The organism is Cedecea davisae (assembly GCF_044095835.1).
Taxonomy (GTDB): Bacteria; Pseudomonadota; Gammaproteobacteria; order Enterobacterales; family Enterobacteriaceae; genus Cedecea; species Cedecea davisae.
In genome coordinates, this window is record NZ_CP172054.1 from 2038324 (window position 1) to 2053453 (window position 15130).

The 15130-nt window shown below is 56.1% G+C and carries 14 protein-coding genes; 8 read left to right on the forward strand and 6 right to left on the reverse strand.

Translation table 11 applies throughout. The features are described from left to right. The first annotated feature begins 17 nt into the window (after positions 1 to 17). From prfA to kdsA, 5 genes are read left to right on the forward strand one after another with little or no spacing between them, the layout of a single operon-like run. A complete protein-coding gene (gene prfA, locus ACG1VR_RS10080) occupies positions 18 to 1100 on the forward strand; it encodes a peptide chain release factor 1 (RefSeq protein WP_395490840.1) in 1083 nt (360 codons plus the stop codon). Next, positions 1100 to 1930: a peptide chain release factor N(5)-glutamine methyltransferase gene (gene prmC, locus ACG1VR_RS10085; protein WP_395490841.1), complete on the forward strand. Its 831-nt coding sequence runs from the start codon at positions 1100 to 1102 to the stop codon at positions 1928 to 1930. The genes prfA and prmC overlap by 1 nt, the downstream gene beginning before the upstream one ends. A 17-nt stretch (positions 1931 to 1947) precedes the next feature. Continuing rightward, positions 1948 to 2337: a SirB2 family protein gene (locus tag ACG1VR_RS10090; protein ID WP_172569796.1), complete on the forward strand. Its 390-nt coding sequence runs from the start codon at positions 1948 to 1950 to the stop codon at positions 2335 to 2337. A 2-nt stretch (positions 2338 to 2339) separates the two neighbouring features. Continuing rightward, positions 2340 to 3149 carry an invasion regulator SirB1 gene (gene sirB1 / locus ACG1VR_RS10095; protein WP_016536769.1) on the forward strand — a complete coding sequence of 270 codons (810 nt, stop codon included), beginning with the start codon at positions 2340 to 2342 and terminating at the stop codon, positions 3147 to 3149. Between the two features lie 24 nt (positions 3150 to 3173). Continuing rightward, positions 3174 to 4028: a 3-deoxy-8-phosphooctulonate synthase gene (gene kdsA, locus ACG1VR_RS10100; RefSeq protein ID WP_395490842.1), complete on the forward strand. Its 855-nt coding sequence runs from the start codon at positions 3174 to 3176 to the stop codon at positions 4026 to 4028. 111 nt (positions 4029 to 4139) lie between these two features. On the opposite strand, the gene chaA is transcribed toward kdsA, so the two are convergent. Then, complete coding sequence (gene chaA / locus ACG1VR_RS10105; RefSeq protein WP_016536767.1) at positions 4140 to 5243, reverse strand: sodium-potassium/proton antiporter ChaA; 1104 nt, start codon at positions 5241 to 5243, stop codon at positions 4140 to 4142. 536 nt (positions 5244 to 5779) lie between these two features. Here chaA and ACG1VR_RS10110 point away from each other — a divergent pair. Continuing rightward, positions 5780 to 6481: a gamma-glutamylcyclotransferase gene (locus ACG1VR_RS10110; protein ID WP_039899329.1), complete on the forward strand. Its 702-nt coding sequence runs from the start codon at positions 5780 to 5782 to the stop codon at positions 6479 to 6481. A gap of 38 nt (positions 6482 to 6519) precedes the next feature. On the opposite strand, the gene ACG1VR_RS10115 is transcribed toward ACG1VR_RS10110, so the two are convergent. From ACG1VR_RS10115 to ACG1VR_RS10125, 3 genes are all read right to left on the reverse strand, one after another. Further along, a complete protein-coding gene (locus tag ACG1VR_RS10115; protein WP_016536765.1) occupies positions 6520 to 6765 on the reverse strand; it encodes a DUF1883 domain-containing protein in 246 nt (81 codons plus the stop codon). Positions 6766 to 6986: 221 nt separating this feature from the next. After that, complete coding sequence (locus tag ACG1VR_RS10120) at positions 6987 to 8774, reverse strand: methyl-accepting chemotaxis protein (protein ID WP_395490843.1); 1788 nt, start codon at positions 8772 to 8774, stop codon at positions 6987 to 6989. Between the two features lie 107 nt (positions 8775 to 8881). Continuing rightward, positions 8882 to 9235 carry a DsrE/DsrF/TusD sulfur relay family protein gene (locus tag ACG1VR_RS10125; RefSeq protein WP_172569798.1) on the reverse strand — a complete coding sequence of 118 codons (354 nt, stop codon included), beginning with the start codon at positions 9233 to 9235 and terminating at the stop codon, positions 8882 to 8884. 105 nt (positions 9236 to 9340) lie between these two features. Between ACG1VR_RS10125 and ACG1VR_RS10130 the strand changes: the two genes are divergently transcribed. Further along, on the forward strand, positions 9341 to 10741 hold the full coding sequence (locus tag ACG1VR_RS10130) for a YchO/YchP family invasin (RefSeq protein WP_016536761.1): 1401 nt from the start codon (positions 9341 to 9343) through the stop codon (positions 10739 to 10741). Between the two features lie 7 nt (positions 10742 to 10748). On the opposite strand, the gene narL is transcribed toward ACG1VR_RS10130, so the two are convergent. Further along, a complete protein-coding gene (gene narL / locus ACG1VR_RS10135; RefSeq protein ID WP_016536760.1) occupies positions 10749 to 11399 on the reverse strand; it encodes a two-component system response regulator NarL in 651 nt (216 codons plus the stop codon). After that, positions 11396 to 13189, reverse strand: a complete 1794-nt coding sequence (gene narX, locus ACG1VR_RS10140; RefSeq protein WP_395490844.1) for a nitrate/nitrite two-component system sensor histidine kinase NarX — start codon at positions 13187 to 13189, stop codon at positions 11396 to 11398. Before narX ends, narL begins: the two co-directional genes overlap by 4 nt. 307 nt (positions 13190 to 13496) lie before the next feature. Between narX and ACG1VR_RS10145 the strand changes: the two genes are divergently transcribed. Beyond that, positions 13497 to 14888, forward strand: coding sequence for a NarK family nitrate/nitrite MFS transporter (locus ACG1VR_RS10145; RefSeq protein ID WP_172569801.1), 1392 nt, complete (start codon positions 13497 to 13499; stop codon positions 14886 to 14888). The last annotated feature ends 242 nt before the right edge of the window (positions 14889 to 15130 follow it).

The following is a 15130-nucleotide window of genomic DNA, read 5'->3' on the forward strand; positions in this document are numbered from 1 at the left end:
AAGGTGAACCACCGCCCATGAAGCCTTCTATTGTTGCCAAACTGGAAGCCTTGCAGGAGCGCCATGAAGAAGTTCAGGCCCTGCTCGGCGATGCCGCGACGATTGCCGATCAAGACCGTTTTCGCGCGTTGTCTCGTGAATATGCCCAGTTAAGCGATGTATCACGCTGTTTCCTGCAATGGCGCCAGGTACAGGAAGACATTGAAACCGCAGAAAGCATGCTCAGCGACCCGGAAATGCGCGAAATGGCGCAGGAAGAGCTGGCAGAAGCCAAAGCCAACAGCGAAGAGCTGGAGCAGCACCTTCAGGTTCTGCTGCTGCCGAAAGATCCCGATGATGAGCGTAACGCGTTCGTTGAAGTCCGGGCCGGAACCGGCGGTGACGAAGCCGCGCTGTTTGCCGGTGACCTGTTCCGCATGTACAGCCGCTATGCGGAAGCCCGCCGCTGGCGCGTTGAGCTTATCAGCGCTAACGAAGGCGAGCACGGCGGCTTCAAAGAAGTTATCGCAAAAATCAGCGGTGACGGCGTCTATGGCCGACTGAAGTTTGAGTCCGGCGGCCACCGCGTGCAGCGCGTTCCCGCTACGGAATCTCAGGGGCGTATCCACACCTCGGCCTGTACCGTTGCCGTGATGCCGGAGATCCCGGAAGCAGAACTGCCGGACATTAACCCGGCGGATTTGCGCATCGACACCTTCCGCTCCTCGGGCGCGGGCGGCCAGCACGTTAACACCACCGACTCCGCCATCCGTATTACCCACTTGCCAACCGGCATCGTGGTTGAATGCCAGGACGAACGTTCCCAGCATAAGAACAAAGCCAAAGCGCTTTCGGTGCTCGGGTCGCGTATTCGCGCCGCTGAAGTGGCTAAGCGTCAGCAGGAAGAGGCTTCTACCCGCCGCAACCTGCTTGGCTCCGGCGACCGTTCAGACCGTAACCGCACCTATAACTTCCCGCAGGGGCGCGTAACAGACCACCGCATCAACCTGACGCTTTACCGCCTGGATGAAGTGATGGAAGGCAAGATTGACGCCCTGATTGAGCCGATAGTCCAGGAATTCCAGGCTGACCAGCTCGCGGCGTTGTCCGAGCAGGATTAATGGAGTTTCAGTCATGGCTCCGCCAGGCCGTACAGCGCCTGGCGCAGAGCGAAAGCCCAAAGCGCGATGCGGAGATTTTGCTCGGGTTTGTTACCGGCAAGGCGAGAACCTATATTCTCGCCTTTGGCGAAACCCGGCTGACGCAGGAGCAGCAAACCGAGCTTGAAGCTTTACTGGTTCGCCGCGAGCGCGGTGAGCCGATTGCGCACCTGGTTGGCGAGCGAGAATTCTGGTCGCTGCCGCTGCGCGTTTCTCCGGCCACGCTTATTCCCCGGCCCGATACCGAATGCCTGGTCGAACAGGCGCTCACAAAGCTGCCTTCTACGCCGTGCTCGATTCTCGACCTGGGCACCGGCACCGGCGCTATAGCGCTGGCCCTTGCCAGCGAACGCCCGGACTGCAACGTGACGGCGCTGGACCTGGTGCCGGAGGCAGTAGAGCTTGCGCGCGCGAATGCACAAAATCTGGGCATTACCAATGTTAAGGTATTGCAAAGCTGCTGGTTTAGCGCGCTCAATAATCAGCGTTTCACGCTGATCGTCAGCAACCCGCCTTATATCGATGAGCAAGATCCGCATCTGGCAGAGGGCGATGTTCGCTTTGAGCCAAAGAGCGCTCTGGTGGCCGACAATCACGGTCTGGCGGACATTGAAATCCTGGTGAGCGATTCACGGCGCTTCCTTGAACCCGGCGGCTGGCTGATGCTGGAACACGGCTGGAAGCAGGGAGAGCAGGTGAGGCAGCTATTGTGCGAAGCCGGTTTTCAGGATGTTGAAACCACCAAAGATTATGGCGGCAATGAACGCCTGACGTCAGGACGCTATCTTTGAATTAAGGAACAGATGCTGTGGCGACTTATTTTTCACTTAAATATCTGCATATTTTCACCGTCGTAATTTCAATTAGCCTGTTTGTATTACGCTATTGGTGGCAATATCGCGGCTCGGCAATATCCGCTAAGCGCTGGGTGCGCATTGTGCCGCACGTAAATGATACCGTGCTGCTGTTGAGCGGCTTCGGGCTGGTTCTGATTACGCACTTCTATCCGTTTACGCCTCAAGGAAGCTGGCTGACGGAGAAACTGTTTGGCGTTATCATCTATATCGCTTTGGGTTTTATCGCGCTGGGCAAACGCCCGCGCAGCCAGCAGATCCGTTGGTTTGCTTTTCTGCTGGGGCTGGTGGTGCTCTACATCATCATTAAACTCGCCACCACTAAAATACCGATACTGGGGTAAGCATGAGGTCGTTAGCCGATTTCGAATTTAATCAGGCACCGCTTTGCGAGGGCATGATTTTAATTTCGCAGCTGATTCGTGACGATTTTCCGACTGAAGAAGTACAGGCGCAGCTCGGGCAATTAGTCAGCCTGGCAAAAGAAGAAATTTGCCAGGGGGCACACCCTGATTTGCAGCTGGAAAAACTGCTGGAACTTTTTTACGGCGAATGGGGTTTTAAGGATTCAGGCGGCGTTTACCGCCTGTCCGACGCCCTGTGGCTGGATAATGTCTTAGAAAGCCGCCAGGGGAGCGCCGTCTCTCTTGGGGCCATTTTATTGTGGGTTGCCGGGCAGCTCGACATCCCGCTGATGCCGGTGATTTTCCCTACGCAGCTGATCCTGCGCGCCGACTGGATGGATGGCGAAATGTGGCTCATCAATCCGTTTAACGGCGATACGCTGGACGAGCACACGCTGGAAGTGTGGATCAAGGGCAACATTAACCCGACCGCCGAGCTGTTCGACGAAGATCTCGACGAGTCGGACAATGCCGAAGTTATCCGCAAGCTGCTGGACACCCTGAAGTCCGCGCTGATGGAAGAGCGCCAGATGGAGCTTGCTCTGCGCGCCAGCGAAGTGCTGTTGCAGTTCAATCCGGAAGATCCGTACGAAATTCGCGACCGCGGTTTGATCTACGCCCAGCTGGACTGCGAACATGTGGCGCTCAGCGATTTGAGCTACTTTGTTGAGCAATGCCCGGAAGATCCGATTAGCGAAATGATTAAAGCGCAAATCAACTCGATTGCGCACAAGCAGATTACCCTGCATTAAGTTCACACCTGATAAGGCGAACATATGAAACAAAAAGTGGTTAGCATTGGTGATATCAACGTCGCAAACGACCTGCCGTTTGTGCTGTTCGGCGGCATGAACGTGCTGGAGTCTCGCGACCTGGCGATGCGTATCTGCGAACATTACGTGACCGTTACCCAGAAACTGGGCATTCCGTACGTGTTTAAAGCCTCTTTTGATAAAGCCAACCGTTCATCCATCAACTCCTACCGCGGTCCGGGTCTGGAAGAGGGGATGAAGATTTTCCAGGAGCTGAAGCAGACCTTCGGCGTGAAAATCATCACTGACGTGCACGAATCTCACCAGGCTCAGCCGGTGGCCGACGTGGTTGACGTTATCCAGCTGCCAGCTTTCCTCGCTCGCCAGACTGACCTGGTTGAAGCGATGGCAAAAACCGGCGCGGTCATTAACGTGAAGAAGCCGCAGTTTGTTAGCCCGGGCCAGATGGGCAACATCGTTGATAAATTCGCCGAAGGCGGCAACGAAAAAATTATTCTGTGCGACCGCGGGACGCAGTTCGGCTACGACAACCTGGTTGTGGACATGCTGGGCTTCAGCGTGATGAAGCAGGTTTCTGGCGGTGCGCCGGTGATTTTCGATGTGACTCATGCTCTACAGTGCCGCGACCCGTTTGGCGCTGCATCCAGCGGCCGCCGCGCTCAGGTTACCGAACTGGCTCGCGCCGGGATGGCTACGGGGCTGGCGGGTCTGTTTATTGAAGCGCACCCGGACCCGGACAACGCTCGCTGCGACGGCCCGTCCGCGCTGCCTCTGGCCAAGCTTGAAGCTTTCCTGACCCAGATTAAAGCCATTGACGAGCTGGTGAAAAACTTTGAGCCGCTGGATACCAGCCACTAATTGCTGCAAAAAACAAAACCCGCCGCGGCGGGTTTTTTTATATCTGTCCCTCTTCCTTGAGAGAGGGAGCAAACACTAAAGACTGCTCTTACAAGCAGTCTTGCTGTTTATTTAGGCAAATATCGTCATCAAATAAGCGGCAAACAGCGCCAGGTGAGCGGTACCGTTAAGCACGTTGGTACGCCCGGTGGAGAAGGATATCTGGCACAGCACCAGCGCCGCCAGCATCACTACCATCTGCGGCATGCCAAGCGCGAAGACCAGGTCATTACCGGTGAACCAGGCAATCAACGTGACCGCCGGAACCGTTAATGAGATTGTTGCCAGTACCGAACCGAAGAACAGGTTCATGGCACGCTGTACCTGGTTGCTGAGCACCGCCTTCAACGCTCCCAGGCCTTCAGGGGAGAGAATGAGCAGGGCGACCAGGAAGCCGGTGAACTGTGCGGGAGCACTAACGGCTTCGAGCAGGTGCTCCAGCGGGTTCGCATTCATTTTGGTCACAGCAATAACCGCAACCAAATGCACAATCAGCCATACGGTATGCCAGGCCGAGCTGTGCGCCGACGGTTTGCCGTGGTGCGGGTCATCGTCATCGCCTTCATCTTCATGCTCGTAAACAAACAGGCTCTGGTGCGTTTTGGTCTGAATCAGCAGGAACACGCCGTACATAGCGGCGGAAATCAGCGCCACCAGCAGCGATTGGGCCAGCGAGAAGTTACCGCCCGGCAGCGCCATCGGAAACACCAGCACGATAACCGCCAGCGGGAACAGGGCAATTAAATACTGTTTGATGCCGAACAGGTTCATATACTGAGTGGCAAATTTACGCCCGCCCATCAGCAGCGAGAAGCCCACCAGGCCGCCGGTAACAATCATAATGATGGAGTAAAGCGTATCGCGCATCAGGGTCGGCGCGGCGTCGCCCGTGGCCATCAGGGCGGAAATCAGGCTGACTTCAAGAATAACGACAGATAAGCTCAGGATCAGCGAACCGTACGGTTCACCGAGACGGTGAGCCAGCACGTCCGCATGACGAACAACGCTAAAAGCGCTGCTTAAAATTGCCACCAGCGCCAGAATATTGATTCCGACCACCACCGGCAGGGACTGGCTTGACCCCCACATCGCCAGTACCGCCAGTGCCAGTACCGGGAAAATGAGAGAACTCTCCTTGTGGCGGGTTTTTACCGCCTCGTGTTGTGTTTTTGTCATTCAACTTCTCCATCTCTGCAGGCGATAACCTGTTTTGATCATTATAGTCAGGTTTTTGAACCCGCATAAGTTAGCAAAAAAACCTCTCTTTTAGTTAAAATTTACTTACTTTTACCGCATTTCTATTAAAAATGCTCTAATCAATTAAAATAGTTAGTGTTCGTTATTTAATGCTTATAAAACATATTGATATGTTTTTGTTAAATACAAATAAGCTATGCTAAAGGGCGAGATTCTGGCCTTAACGCTGTGTGAGAAAGCGATTCGGGAGTATAAGAGACTGATAACGGAGCTAATGCGGAAATAAACCCTTAATTCCGTGTGCCTTTTGGCGATGTAACGCTGTTCTGCGCGCCAGTATGGCAAGTTAAAATGACAATTTTGCTGTTATGTGATCATCATCATACTTGCCAGTACGCGACGAATTGCTTATGGTCTTGATATGTTGCTCTATTAGTAAGCAAAAGTTGTCAATAAAAGCCGGGAAGGCGCAGCTTGTGCAGTCGCACGGAAGCATGCAGTGGCGGAGGTATATGGTGTTAACGCGTGATTTCTTAATGAAAGCGGATTGTAAGACGGCTTTTGGAGCCATTGAGGAATCGTTATTGTGGACCCCTGAGCAGCGCTCGGCATCTCTTGCCGCGACGCTTGCTTGTCGCCCCGACCAAAGCCCGGTGTGGCTTTTTGGTTACGGTTCGTTGATGTGGAACCCGGCTTTTGAATTTGAAGAGTCTGCGCCCGGCACGCTGGTGGGGTGGCATCGCGCCTTCTGCCTGCGCCTCACGGCGGGGCGAGGTACGGCTTGCCGTCCCGGACGCATGCTGGCGCTGAAGGAAGGAGGGCGCACGACGGGCCTTGCTTACCGCCTGCCGGAAGCGATCCTCGAAGAGGAGCTTACGCTGGTCTGGAAGCGCGAGATGATAACCGGCTGCTATCTGCCTACCTGGTGCAAGCTGGAGCTGGACGATGGTCGGACGGTAAATGTCCTGGTGTTTATTATGGACCCGCGTCATCCGCTCTATGAGGCAGATACCCGTGCGGAAACCATCGCGCCGCTTATCGGCTCGGCCAGCGGCCCGCTCGGCACCAACGCTCAGTATCTTTTCTCCCTGGAACAGGAGATGAAGAACCGCGGTATGCAGGATGACCGAATGTCGGAGCTGGCAAACCAGGTGCGCGCGTGGCTGAACGGCCGTGGCGAAGAAGGTGACAGCGGGCTACAGCCCGGTTTTGTGTAAGTATTAAAAAGGCCACCCTGCGGTGGCCTTACTATTTATCAGGCCGGAACAAAGCTGATGGAGTGCTCAAGCGACTGGCTGTGGCTGTCGATCAGCACTTTCCATGTGCCGCTATAGGGCACGGGGATGTAGGCAGACTGGCGGTTTTGTACGCTCAGAATATCTTCCTGCGGCCTGCCGCGGTTTTCCGAGGCGCACATCAAATGGATATGACAGCTATCCGAACAGCGAACCACCACGGTATCGCCGCCAAAAAGTTTCAGACTGGCTTTTACTACAGGCATTTTTCACTCCGCTCCCGCATCAATCATGGCCTCAGGCCCCCAAAAGTACCGCTTCAGTAAGTGATGTTGTTCACAAATCACTCTTTGCATCACACCAGAGCGAAGGGGGAGCAATGCTGATTTTGATCAAAAAACGTCGCAACGATTCAACAATAATGACATTGTGCCTGAAACCATTCAGCCGACGAGCGTTTCGTTGGCAAACGCCCGCTGGCACATCATTAAATACGGAAATGCCCGGCGGTTTCCGCTAATTCCCCGGCCTGGGTTTGCAGCGCTTGTGCGGCGGCGGCGGACTGTACAACCAGCTCGGCGTTTTGCTGCACCATGCGGTCAAGATGGCTCACCGCGTGGTTAATTTCCTGGATGCCTTTCATTTGCTCCCCGGTGGCGATATTTATCTCCCGCATAATACCCAGCACGCTTCCCACGCTGTGCTCGATTTTGCCCATCGCTTCACCCGCCTGACGAACGTAAAGAGAGCCGTCGGCGACGCTGCCGGTGGTGGAGTCAATCAGGCCTTTAATCTCTTTTGCCGCCTGGGCGCTGCGGCTCGCCAGGTTACGCACTTCACCCGCTACTACGGCAAAACCACGCCCCTGTTCTCCGGCGCGGGCGGCTTCGACTGCGGCATTCAGCGCAAGAATATTGGTCTGGAAGGCAATGCTGTCGATGACGCTGGTGATATCGCCAATTTTGCCGGAGGCCTGCTCGATAGCCTGCATGGTGGTAATCACTTTGGACACGACTTCGCCGCCGCGTTCTGCCGCTTCGCTTGCGCTGTGGGCCTGAGTATTCGCCTGGGCGGCGGATTCGTTGGAGTTGGCAACCGAGGCGGTGATTTGCTCAACGGCGCTGGCGGTTTCACGCAGGCTGGAAGCGGCCTGCTCGGTACGGGCAGAAAGATCCTGGTTACCGGCGGCAATTTCGTTTGCCGCAACTTTTACCGAGGCGCTGGAATCCCTGAGCTGCATCATTACCAGCCCCAGCTTGTCGCTAAAGGCGTTAAAGGCGTGCGCAATTTCGGTCACCTCGTCGTGGCCGGTTTCCGGCAGGCGCTGCGAAAGGTCATTGGTGCCGCTGCTGATGGCGCGCATGCCGTCCCGGATAGTGCCCAGGCGAGCCATAACTTTGCCCACCAGCAGGTGTACGACGCCGCCGGAAATCAGCACCAGCACCAGGAGTGCTATCGCCGAAGCCTTCAGCAGGGAGCGCATCCCGGAGGTGGCATCTTGCTCATCCAAAGCGACCACCAGATACCAGTGCGTACCGGCGATGGGGCTTGCCATCAGCTGTTTCTCCCGGTCGGCAATAGTGCCGCTGGTACGGTGGTCGCCGCCGAGCAGCTGATTCAAATCTGCCTGTTTTACCGCATCGGTAAAGGGTTTGAGCGTCAGCGCTGGATCCTGGGCTGCAATCAGGGTGCCGTCGTTATTAAGCAATAATCCGCTGCTGTTGGGGGTAGGATGAATGCTGCGTACGTTGGCGATAACGCTGTCCAGGGCGACATCGCCTGCCACAACGGCTTTTAACGCGCCGTCCTGTTTGATTGGCACAGCAAAAGTCACGACAAGCTTGCCGGTTCCCGCATCGACGTAGGGAGCGGTAACCACGGGCGCATCGTCTTTAACGACCTGCTGATACCAGGGGCGTCCCGTAGGGTCGAAGTCAGCCGGAACCCCGGTTGGGTCGGAGAACTTCGCGGTTTTGCTGGCATAGCCAACGTAGATATTGGTAAACCCTCCCGCAGCGGCAAGCTGGCGGAAAACCGGGATAGGATCATCGCTTAACGCTACGCCTTCGAGGGAATGGATGATGGTCATTTTACCGTTCACCCAGTCGCTAATCGCTACCGAATGGCTGAGACTGGTGCTGGTTAATGTCGCGCTGAGGGACTGCTGATTATCGCGGCTGGTGACGTAGTAGTTGATAAAGGTGTTGAGACATAAAGCTGAGACCAGGCAAATCGCCGTAACTAAAAGAATGCGTGTACGAATAGATCTAATCATATTTATTATCCTGCTGTGTTGTCCTAACTGAAATATCGGCAACTTAAGCAGGTAACTTGATGGCGCGGCAGGGAGTATAAGCAAAAAATATTGCCGCGCCGGAACTATTAGAATGTTAAGACTTTATCTGCCTCCAGCGTCCACTCTGCCAGCTCAACCAGGGTACCTATAAGCACGCCGTCAACCAGCGGCAGCCCGCTGATACCGCGCCCGTCGGTGCAGGTTTTGCATAATTTTACCGGCACGTTTTGAGCGGTGAGGATCTCCAGCATTTGCTGAATATTGTAGCCCTCGGCCGGTTTTTGCCCGCGCAGGCCGGCGGTTACCGCGTCGGACATTAAAAATAGCTTCACTTCAGGCTGCGGTTCACGCTCACGCAGGGCGATAGCCAGGCGCAGGCTGTTAAACAGCGACTCGCTGCCGTAGGCCGCTCCGTTGGCAATAATCACGATTTTTTGCACTTGATTCTCCTTTGACTTGTGGCAAGTTAGGGTGCCGTCAGTGTAGCGCTGAGGGGCGCAGGCGGGTACTGCTTACTTAACAAATCATTATGTTATAATTAAGAAATGCGTAGATTAGTCGTTCCGCTTATCATTTTGCCTGGCCTGCTCCCTGACGTGGGAGGGGCGATGGATACCTCAAACCGATTCATTCAGGCCGCCGAAAATCCCTTCTCACAATCTTCAGAGGAATTGCCCAGTCTGGGGCTGGCTCCTGAGTCCGATGCCGCCGCGCGCAAAATTGCGGCGATGGCAAAAAAGTTCGGGGAAGACAGCATGACCGACAACGGGCTGGACGCCGGTGACCAGGCGCGCCTGTTTGCCTTTACCAGCCTGCGCGATGTGCTGGCCGATAAAGTCACCGACGAAGCCCAGTCGCTGCTCTCGCCCTGGGGCAAAGCCAGCTTTAATTTGCTCGTGGACGAGCACGGCAGCTGGGCGGGAAGCAGCGGGGCGCTGTTTACCCCCTGGCAGGACAACAACCGCTATCTTACCTGGAGCCAGCTTGGCCTCAGTCAGCAAAAGAGCGGCGCCGTGGGCAATTTTGGCGTCGGGCAGCGCTGGGTTGCCGGGAAGTGGCTGCTTGGCTACAACACCTTTTATGATAATCAGCTGGTCACCCGGCTACAGCGGGCAGGCTTTGGCGCCGAGGCCTGGGGAGAATACCTGCGGCTTTCCGCCAACTATTATCAGCCGCTAAACGGCTGGCGCGGCGAAACGGAAACGCTCGAACAGCGGCTTGCCCGCGGCTATGACGTTACGGCGCAGGCCTGGCTCCCGTTTTACCGGCACATCAATACCAGCCTGAGCTTCGAACAGTATTTCGGTGACAGTGTAACGTTATTTAATAACGATACCGGTTATCGTAATCCGGTGGCCGTAACAATGGGGATAAACTACACCCCGGTGCCGCTGGTGACGCTGACCGCGCAGCACAAGCAGGGGGAAAGCGGGACGGCGCAGGAAAACCTTGGCCTGAAGCTTAACTACCGCTTTGGCGTGCCGCTGCAAAAACAGCTCTCGGCGGATGAGGTGGCGACCACCAGTTCCCTACGCGGTAGCCGCTATGACAGCGTAGAGCGAGAATCGGTGCCGGTGATGCAGTATCGCCAGCGTAAAACCTTGTCGGTGTTTCTGGCTACGCCGCCGTGGCAGCCTCAGCCGGGTGAAACAGTGGCGCTTAAGCTACAGGTTCGCGCGCCTCACGGCATCCGTAATGTTTCGTGGCAGGGGGACACCCGGGCGTTAAGCCTGACTCCGCCAGCCCAGGCGCGTAGCGCTGAGGGCTGGAGTATCATTCTGCCAGCGTGGCAGGAAGGGGCGGATAACGAATACCGCCTGTCGGTCACTATCGAAGATGAGAAAGGGCAGCGGACGACCTCGAACTGGGTAACGCTCAAACCTGCCGCGCCGCTGTTGATCAACCCTGAAAACGACTCGCGCTATTCGCTGATGCCGGGAGAGTAACCGGCATTCAGAAAATGCGCTCCTGGTGTACCCAGACCGCTGCTTCAACGCGTGATTTGAGCTTCATCTTCTTCAGCAGGTGCTTAACGTGGACTTTCACCGTGCTTTCGGTGATATCCAGGCGGCGGGCGATCATTTTGTTCGGCAGTCCCTGGGCAATCAGCTTCAGAATGTCGCGCTCGCGCGGCGTAAGCTGGTTAACGTCCCGGTCGGAAGTCGAGCGGTTGGCCCTCAGGCTTGCCGCCAGCACCGGCGTCAGCGCTTCGCTCAATACCATTTCACCGGCAGCGGCCTGCTGGAGCGCCTTGAGCAAATCTTCTGGCTCCATATCTTTCAGGAGATAACCATCCGCACCGCGTTTCAGGGCTGTCACCACATCTTCTTCGTGGTTGGAGACGCTGAACACCACAATTCGCCCGGAAAGCGCTTTCTCGCGCAGGCAGTCGAGGGTTTCCAGGCCGTTCATCCCCGGCATGTTAAGATCGAGCAGGATCAGGTCCGGATCGAGCGACTCGGCAAGCTGAACGCCCTGTTCGCCGTTGCCGGCTTCCCCCACGACGGCAAGCTCCGGTGCCATGCTGATAAGCTGTTTAACGCCGGTACGCATCATTGGATGATCGTCAATCAGCAAAATGGTTGCTGCTTCCTGGTGGCTCATTCTTCACTCCTTGTCGTGGAAGAAAGCGGTGATTCGGGCATAAAGTTGACTATCACTTCCGTGCCGCCGCAGGGGCGGGCGCGGACCTGGCAGTCACCCTGTAAGGTTTGCGCGCGGTCACGCATGATTATAAGGCCGTAATGGTTGCTGCGCTCCGCGCTATCGGGAATGCCGCGGCCGTTATCCCATGCCGTCAGGCGAACCTGATTCCCCTGGCGGGTCACGCTGATGCCGCAGGCGCTGGCATCGGCGTGTTTTAAACTGTTATTCATTGCCTCGCGGGCGATTTGCACCAGGTGAATTGCCTGGTGGGAAGGCACCAGACGGGGAGGAAGCTGATAGTCCAGCGTCACCGGGAAGCCGAATTTTTCGCTGAACTCCTGGCAGCTGGCCTCGAGCGCCGGGCGCAGGCCGGGTTCGGTAAGCTGTAGACGGAAGGTGGTCAGCAGTTCGCGCAGCTGTCGCCACGAGGTATTCAGCTCGCCGCGAATCTGCTCCAGCAGTGTTTTGCTCTGCTCGGGTAACGCTTCGCCCTGCATTTGCAGGCAGCTAACCTGCATCTTCATACAGGAAAGAGACTGGGCGATAGAGTCGTGCAGCTCCCTTGCAATAGCCGAACGCTCTTCCATCACGACCAGCTGCTGCTGGTGCTCATACTGGCGCTCCATGGCGAGCGTGGCCGTAAGCAGCTCCATCAGCGTGGCGATAAGCTGCTGCTGGTCGTCGGTCAGGCTGCTGCCCTGAGGCAGTTGGGCCAGCACCAGGCCGTACTGAATCTGGTTATCCGTCAGCCGCCATTTTAGCGTGCTGGAGCCCTGCGGCACGCTGTAGCCGCTGGCCGGGCAAAGCTGGCAGCCCTGGGCATTACAGCGTGCGTCCGGCTGGAAGGTAAATTCCTGGTAGTTTTCTTCGTCTTCGTATTCATAAACCCGCAGCTCGATGCCGTGTAGCGGGGTTAATTCCTGCAGCTCGCTCAGCACCGGCGAAATGCGCTGGCACAGCGGGTTTCGGGAGTGCAGGCGACGGTTTGCCTGGTAGAGGAACGACAGCATCTGGTTTTTTTGTTCCAGACCGGCGGTCTTTTCCCGCACCCGGCGCTCAAGCACGGCATAGCTCTGCGCCAGCTCGCCGGACATGCTGTTCAGCGCAATCCCCAGGGTAGCCATCTCGTCACGGCCACGCACGTTCACGCGCTGGGTGAAATCTCGTTTGCCAATAGCAACGGCCATGGCCAGCAGCTGGCGCCAGGGTTTCAGCAGCCGTTTTCTCAGCCAGATAAGGGTGAAGATAATCAGCAGGCCAAGCAGCAGGGCCATTCCCTGCTGGAGCAAAATAACGTGATGCAGACGCATTTCCGTGGTGCGGTCGAAGGAGCTAACCAGTTCATCAATACTGGCGACGAAATGTTTGACCTCGGGTTCGACCTGATGGGGCGTCTGGGCCTGCGTGAGCGCCGGTTCAAGCGTGGTACGCCAGTAGTCTTGTAGCTGTTTGAGCTTCGCCTGCTGGCCGTCGCGCTGGGCGGCGAGGCGCAATTCGTCGCTCCAGGTGGTCTGTTCCATTTCGCGAAGTAATACCGAGTCCTGCTCCGAAAGAGGAATTGCCGACAGCAGGCGGTAACTCTGCATACGCATTGAGCCGGTTTTGTTAATAGCGTGGGCGTTACCGGATATGCCCTGCGCCAGCCATCCTGCCGCTCCCATTCCCGCCACGCTCAGCAACGCAAGCAGCATCACGACCAGCGCCAGCTGGTTTACCAGCGAAAGGGGGGAGAACAGGCGTTTTAGCATTGTTGTACGGGCTCCGGGCGGTTGATTCGGAAGGTGGCGCTATTTTCAGGCATCCCCTGGAGTATACCCATACCCCCTAAGGATTACCCCTAAATTGCCAAAGGTGGCAGGTTGTTCTATTCGTTTAACCATAACGTTAGTCAGGGATGTGAAAAACCACATATTTTTTACCGAAAAGGCTTACTCACAAAGAATGAGGGGGCATTTTTGCCCCGCGCAGAGATGGATTATCCATTGATTTGCATCAACTAATCTCCACTCCATAACCCTAAGGTTGCAGCAGTTACTCACACAAATTGAGGTGTTTATGTCACAGTCCCCCGCAACCGAGAAGTCCTCGGACGCACTGATTACCGACTGGCGGCCGGAGGACCCGCAGTTCTGGCAGCAAAAAGGTCACCGTATTGCCAGCCGTAACCTGTGGATTTCAGTTCCCAGCCTGCTGTTGGCGTTCTGCGTCTGGATGTTGTTTAGCGCCGTAGCGGTCAACCTTAACAAAGTTGGATTTAATTTCTCTACCGACCAGCTGTTTATGCTTACCGCGCTGCCTTCGGTTTCCGGCGCACTGCTGCGCGTGCCGTATTCATTTATGGTGCCGGTATTTGGCGGCCGCCGCTGGACGGCGTTCAGCACCGGGATTTTAATTATTCCGTGCGTGTGGCTGGGCTTTGCGGTGCAGGATACCAGCACCTCTTTCAATACCTTCATCATCATCTCGCTGCTGTGCGGTTTTGCCGGTGCGAACTTTGCTTCCAGCATGGCTAACATCAGCTTCTTCTTCCCGAAGGCGAAGCAGGGTGGCGCTTTAGGGATTAACGGCGGCCTGGGCAATATGGGCGTCAGCGTGATGCAGCTGGTGGCTCCGCTGGTTATCTCTGCGTCAATGTTTGCGGTATTTGGCGGTAAGGGCGTTGAACAGGGCGACGGCACGATGCTGTTCCTGGAAAATGCCGCGTGGATCTGGGTGCCGTTCCTGGCCATTTTCACTATTGCCGCCTGGTTTGGCATGAACGATCTCTCCGCCTCGAAAGCGTCGCTGCGTGAACAGCTCCCGGTGCTTAAACGCGGGCATCTTTGGGTGCTGGGCGTGCTCTATCTGGCGACCTTTGGCTCGTTCATCGGCTTCTCCGCAGGGTTTGCGATGCTGTCCAAAACCCAGTTCCCGGACGTGAATATTCTCCACTTTGCCTTCTTCGGCCCGCTCTTTGGCGCGCTGGCTCGTTCGGCCGGCGGTGCTATTTCCGACCGCTGGGGCGGGATCCGCGTCTCGCTGTATAACTTTATCCTGATGGCGGTATTCAGCGCGCTGCTGTTCACCACGCTGCCGACCAACGGCGAGGGCGGCAACTTTATCGCCTTCTTCGGCGTGTTCCTGATGCTGTTCCTCACTGCGGGTCTGGGCAGCGGCTCAACCTTCCAGATGATTTCCGTTATCTTCCGTAAGCTGACTATGGACAGAGTCAAAGCGGCGGGCGGCAGCGATGAGCACGCGATGCGTGAGGCGGCAACCGACACCGCGGCCGCGCTGGGCTTTATTTCGGCCATTGGCGCGATTGGTGGCTTCTTCATTCCTAAAGCCTTCGGGACCTCTCTGGCATTAACCGGCTCTCCCGCAGGGGCGATGAAAGTCTTCCTGGTGTTCTACATTGTCTGCGTGGTGATTACCTGGGCGGTTTACGGCCGTAAATCTTCACGCTAAACGATTTAACCTTTGGTTATCCCTTTGCGCGGCTTCGGTCGCGCTTTTTTTTGCCTTATGCAGCGGAAAGCGACGCATTTGTGAGTCTCTACCCCTTAATACCTGTAGGGATGAATCCTTTACCCCCATGATAACGAGGTGTTATTTTTAATCCTTAAAATACATTAAGTTAGAGGATTTTCCGTGATTATACTTTGGTGGTAGATCTTCGTTTCTGGTGAAAGACCACACCCGGAGCAGTT

What these genes read in the sequence shown, in the direction of transcription:
- prfA (WP_395490840.1), top strand. Translation starts at nt 18, where the DNA reads ATGAAGCCTTCTATTGTTGCCAAACTGGAAGCCTTGCAGGAGCGCCAT.
- prmC (WP_395490841.1), top strand. Translation starts at nt 1,100, where the DNA reads ATGGAGTTTCAGTCATGGCTCCGCCAGGCCGTACAGCGCCTGGCGCAG.
- sirB1 (WP_016536769.1), top strand. Translation starts at nt 2,340, where the DNA reads ATGAGGTCGTTAGCCGATTTCGAATTTAATCAGGCACCGCTTTGCGAG.
- kdsA (WP_395490842.1), top strand. Translation starts at nt 3,174, where the DNA reads ATGAAACAAAAAGTGGTTAGCATTGGTGATATCAACGTCGCAAACGAC.
- chaA (WP_016536767.1), bottom strand. Translation starts at nt 5,243, where the DNA reads ATGACAAAAACACAACACGAGGCGGTAAAAACCCGCCACAAGGAGAGT.
- ACG1VR_RS10115 (WP_016536765.1), bottom strand. Translation starts at nt 6,765, where the DNA reads ATGCCTGTAGTAAAAGCCAGTCTGAAACTTTTTGGCGGCGATACCGTG.
- ACG1VR_RS10120 (WP_395490843.1), bottom strand. Translation starts at nt 8,774, where the DNA reads ATGATTAGATCTATTCGTACACGCATTCTTTTAGTTACGGCGATTTGC.
- ACG1VR_RS10130 (WP_016536761.1), top strand. Translation starts at nt 9,341, where the DNA reads ATGCGTAGATTAGTCGTTCCGCTTATCATTTTGCCTGGCCTGCTCCCT.
- narL (WP_016536760.1), bottom strand. Translation starts at nt 11,399, where the DNA reads ATGAGCCACCAGGAAGCAGCAACCATTTTGCTGATTGACGATCATCCA.
- narX (WP_395490844.1), bottom strand. Translation starts at nt 13,189, where the DNA reads ATGCTAAAACGCCTGTTCTCCCCCCTTTCGCTGGTAAACCAGCTGGCG.
- ACG1VR_RS10145 (WP_172569801.1), top strand. Translation starts at nt 13,497, where the DNA reads ATGTCACAGTCCCCCGCAACCGAGAAGTCCTCGGACGCACTGATTACC.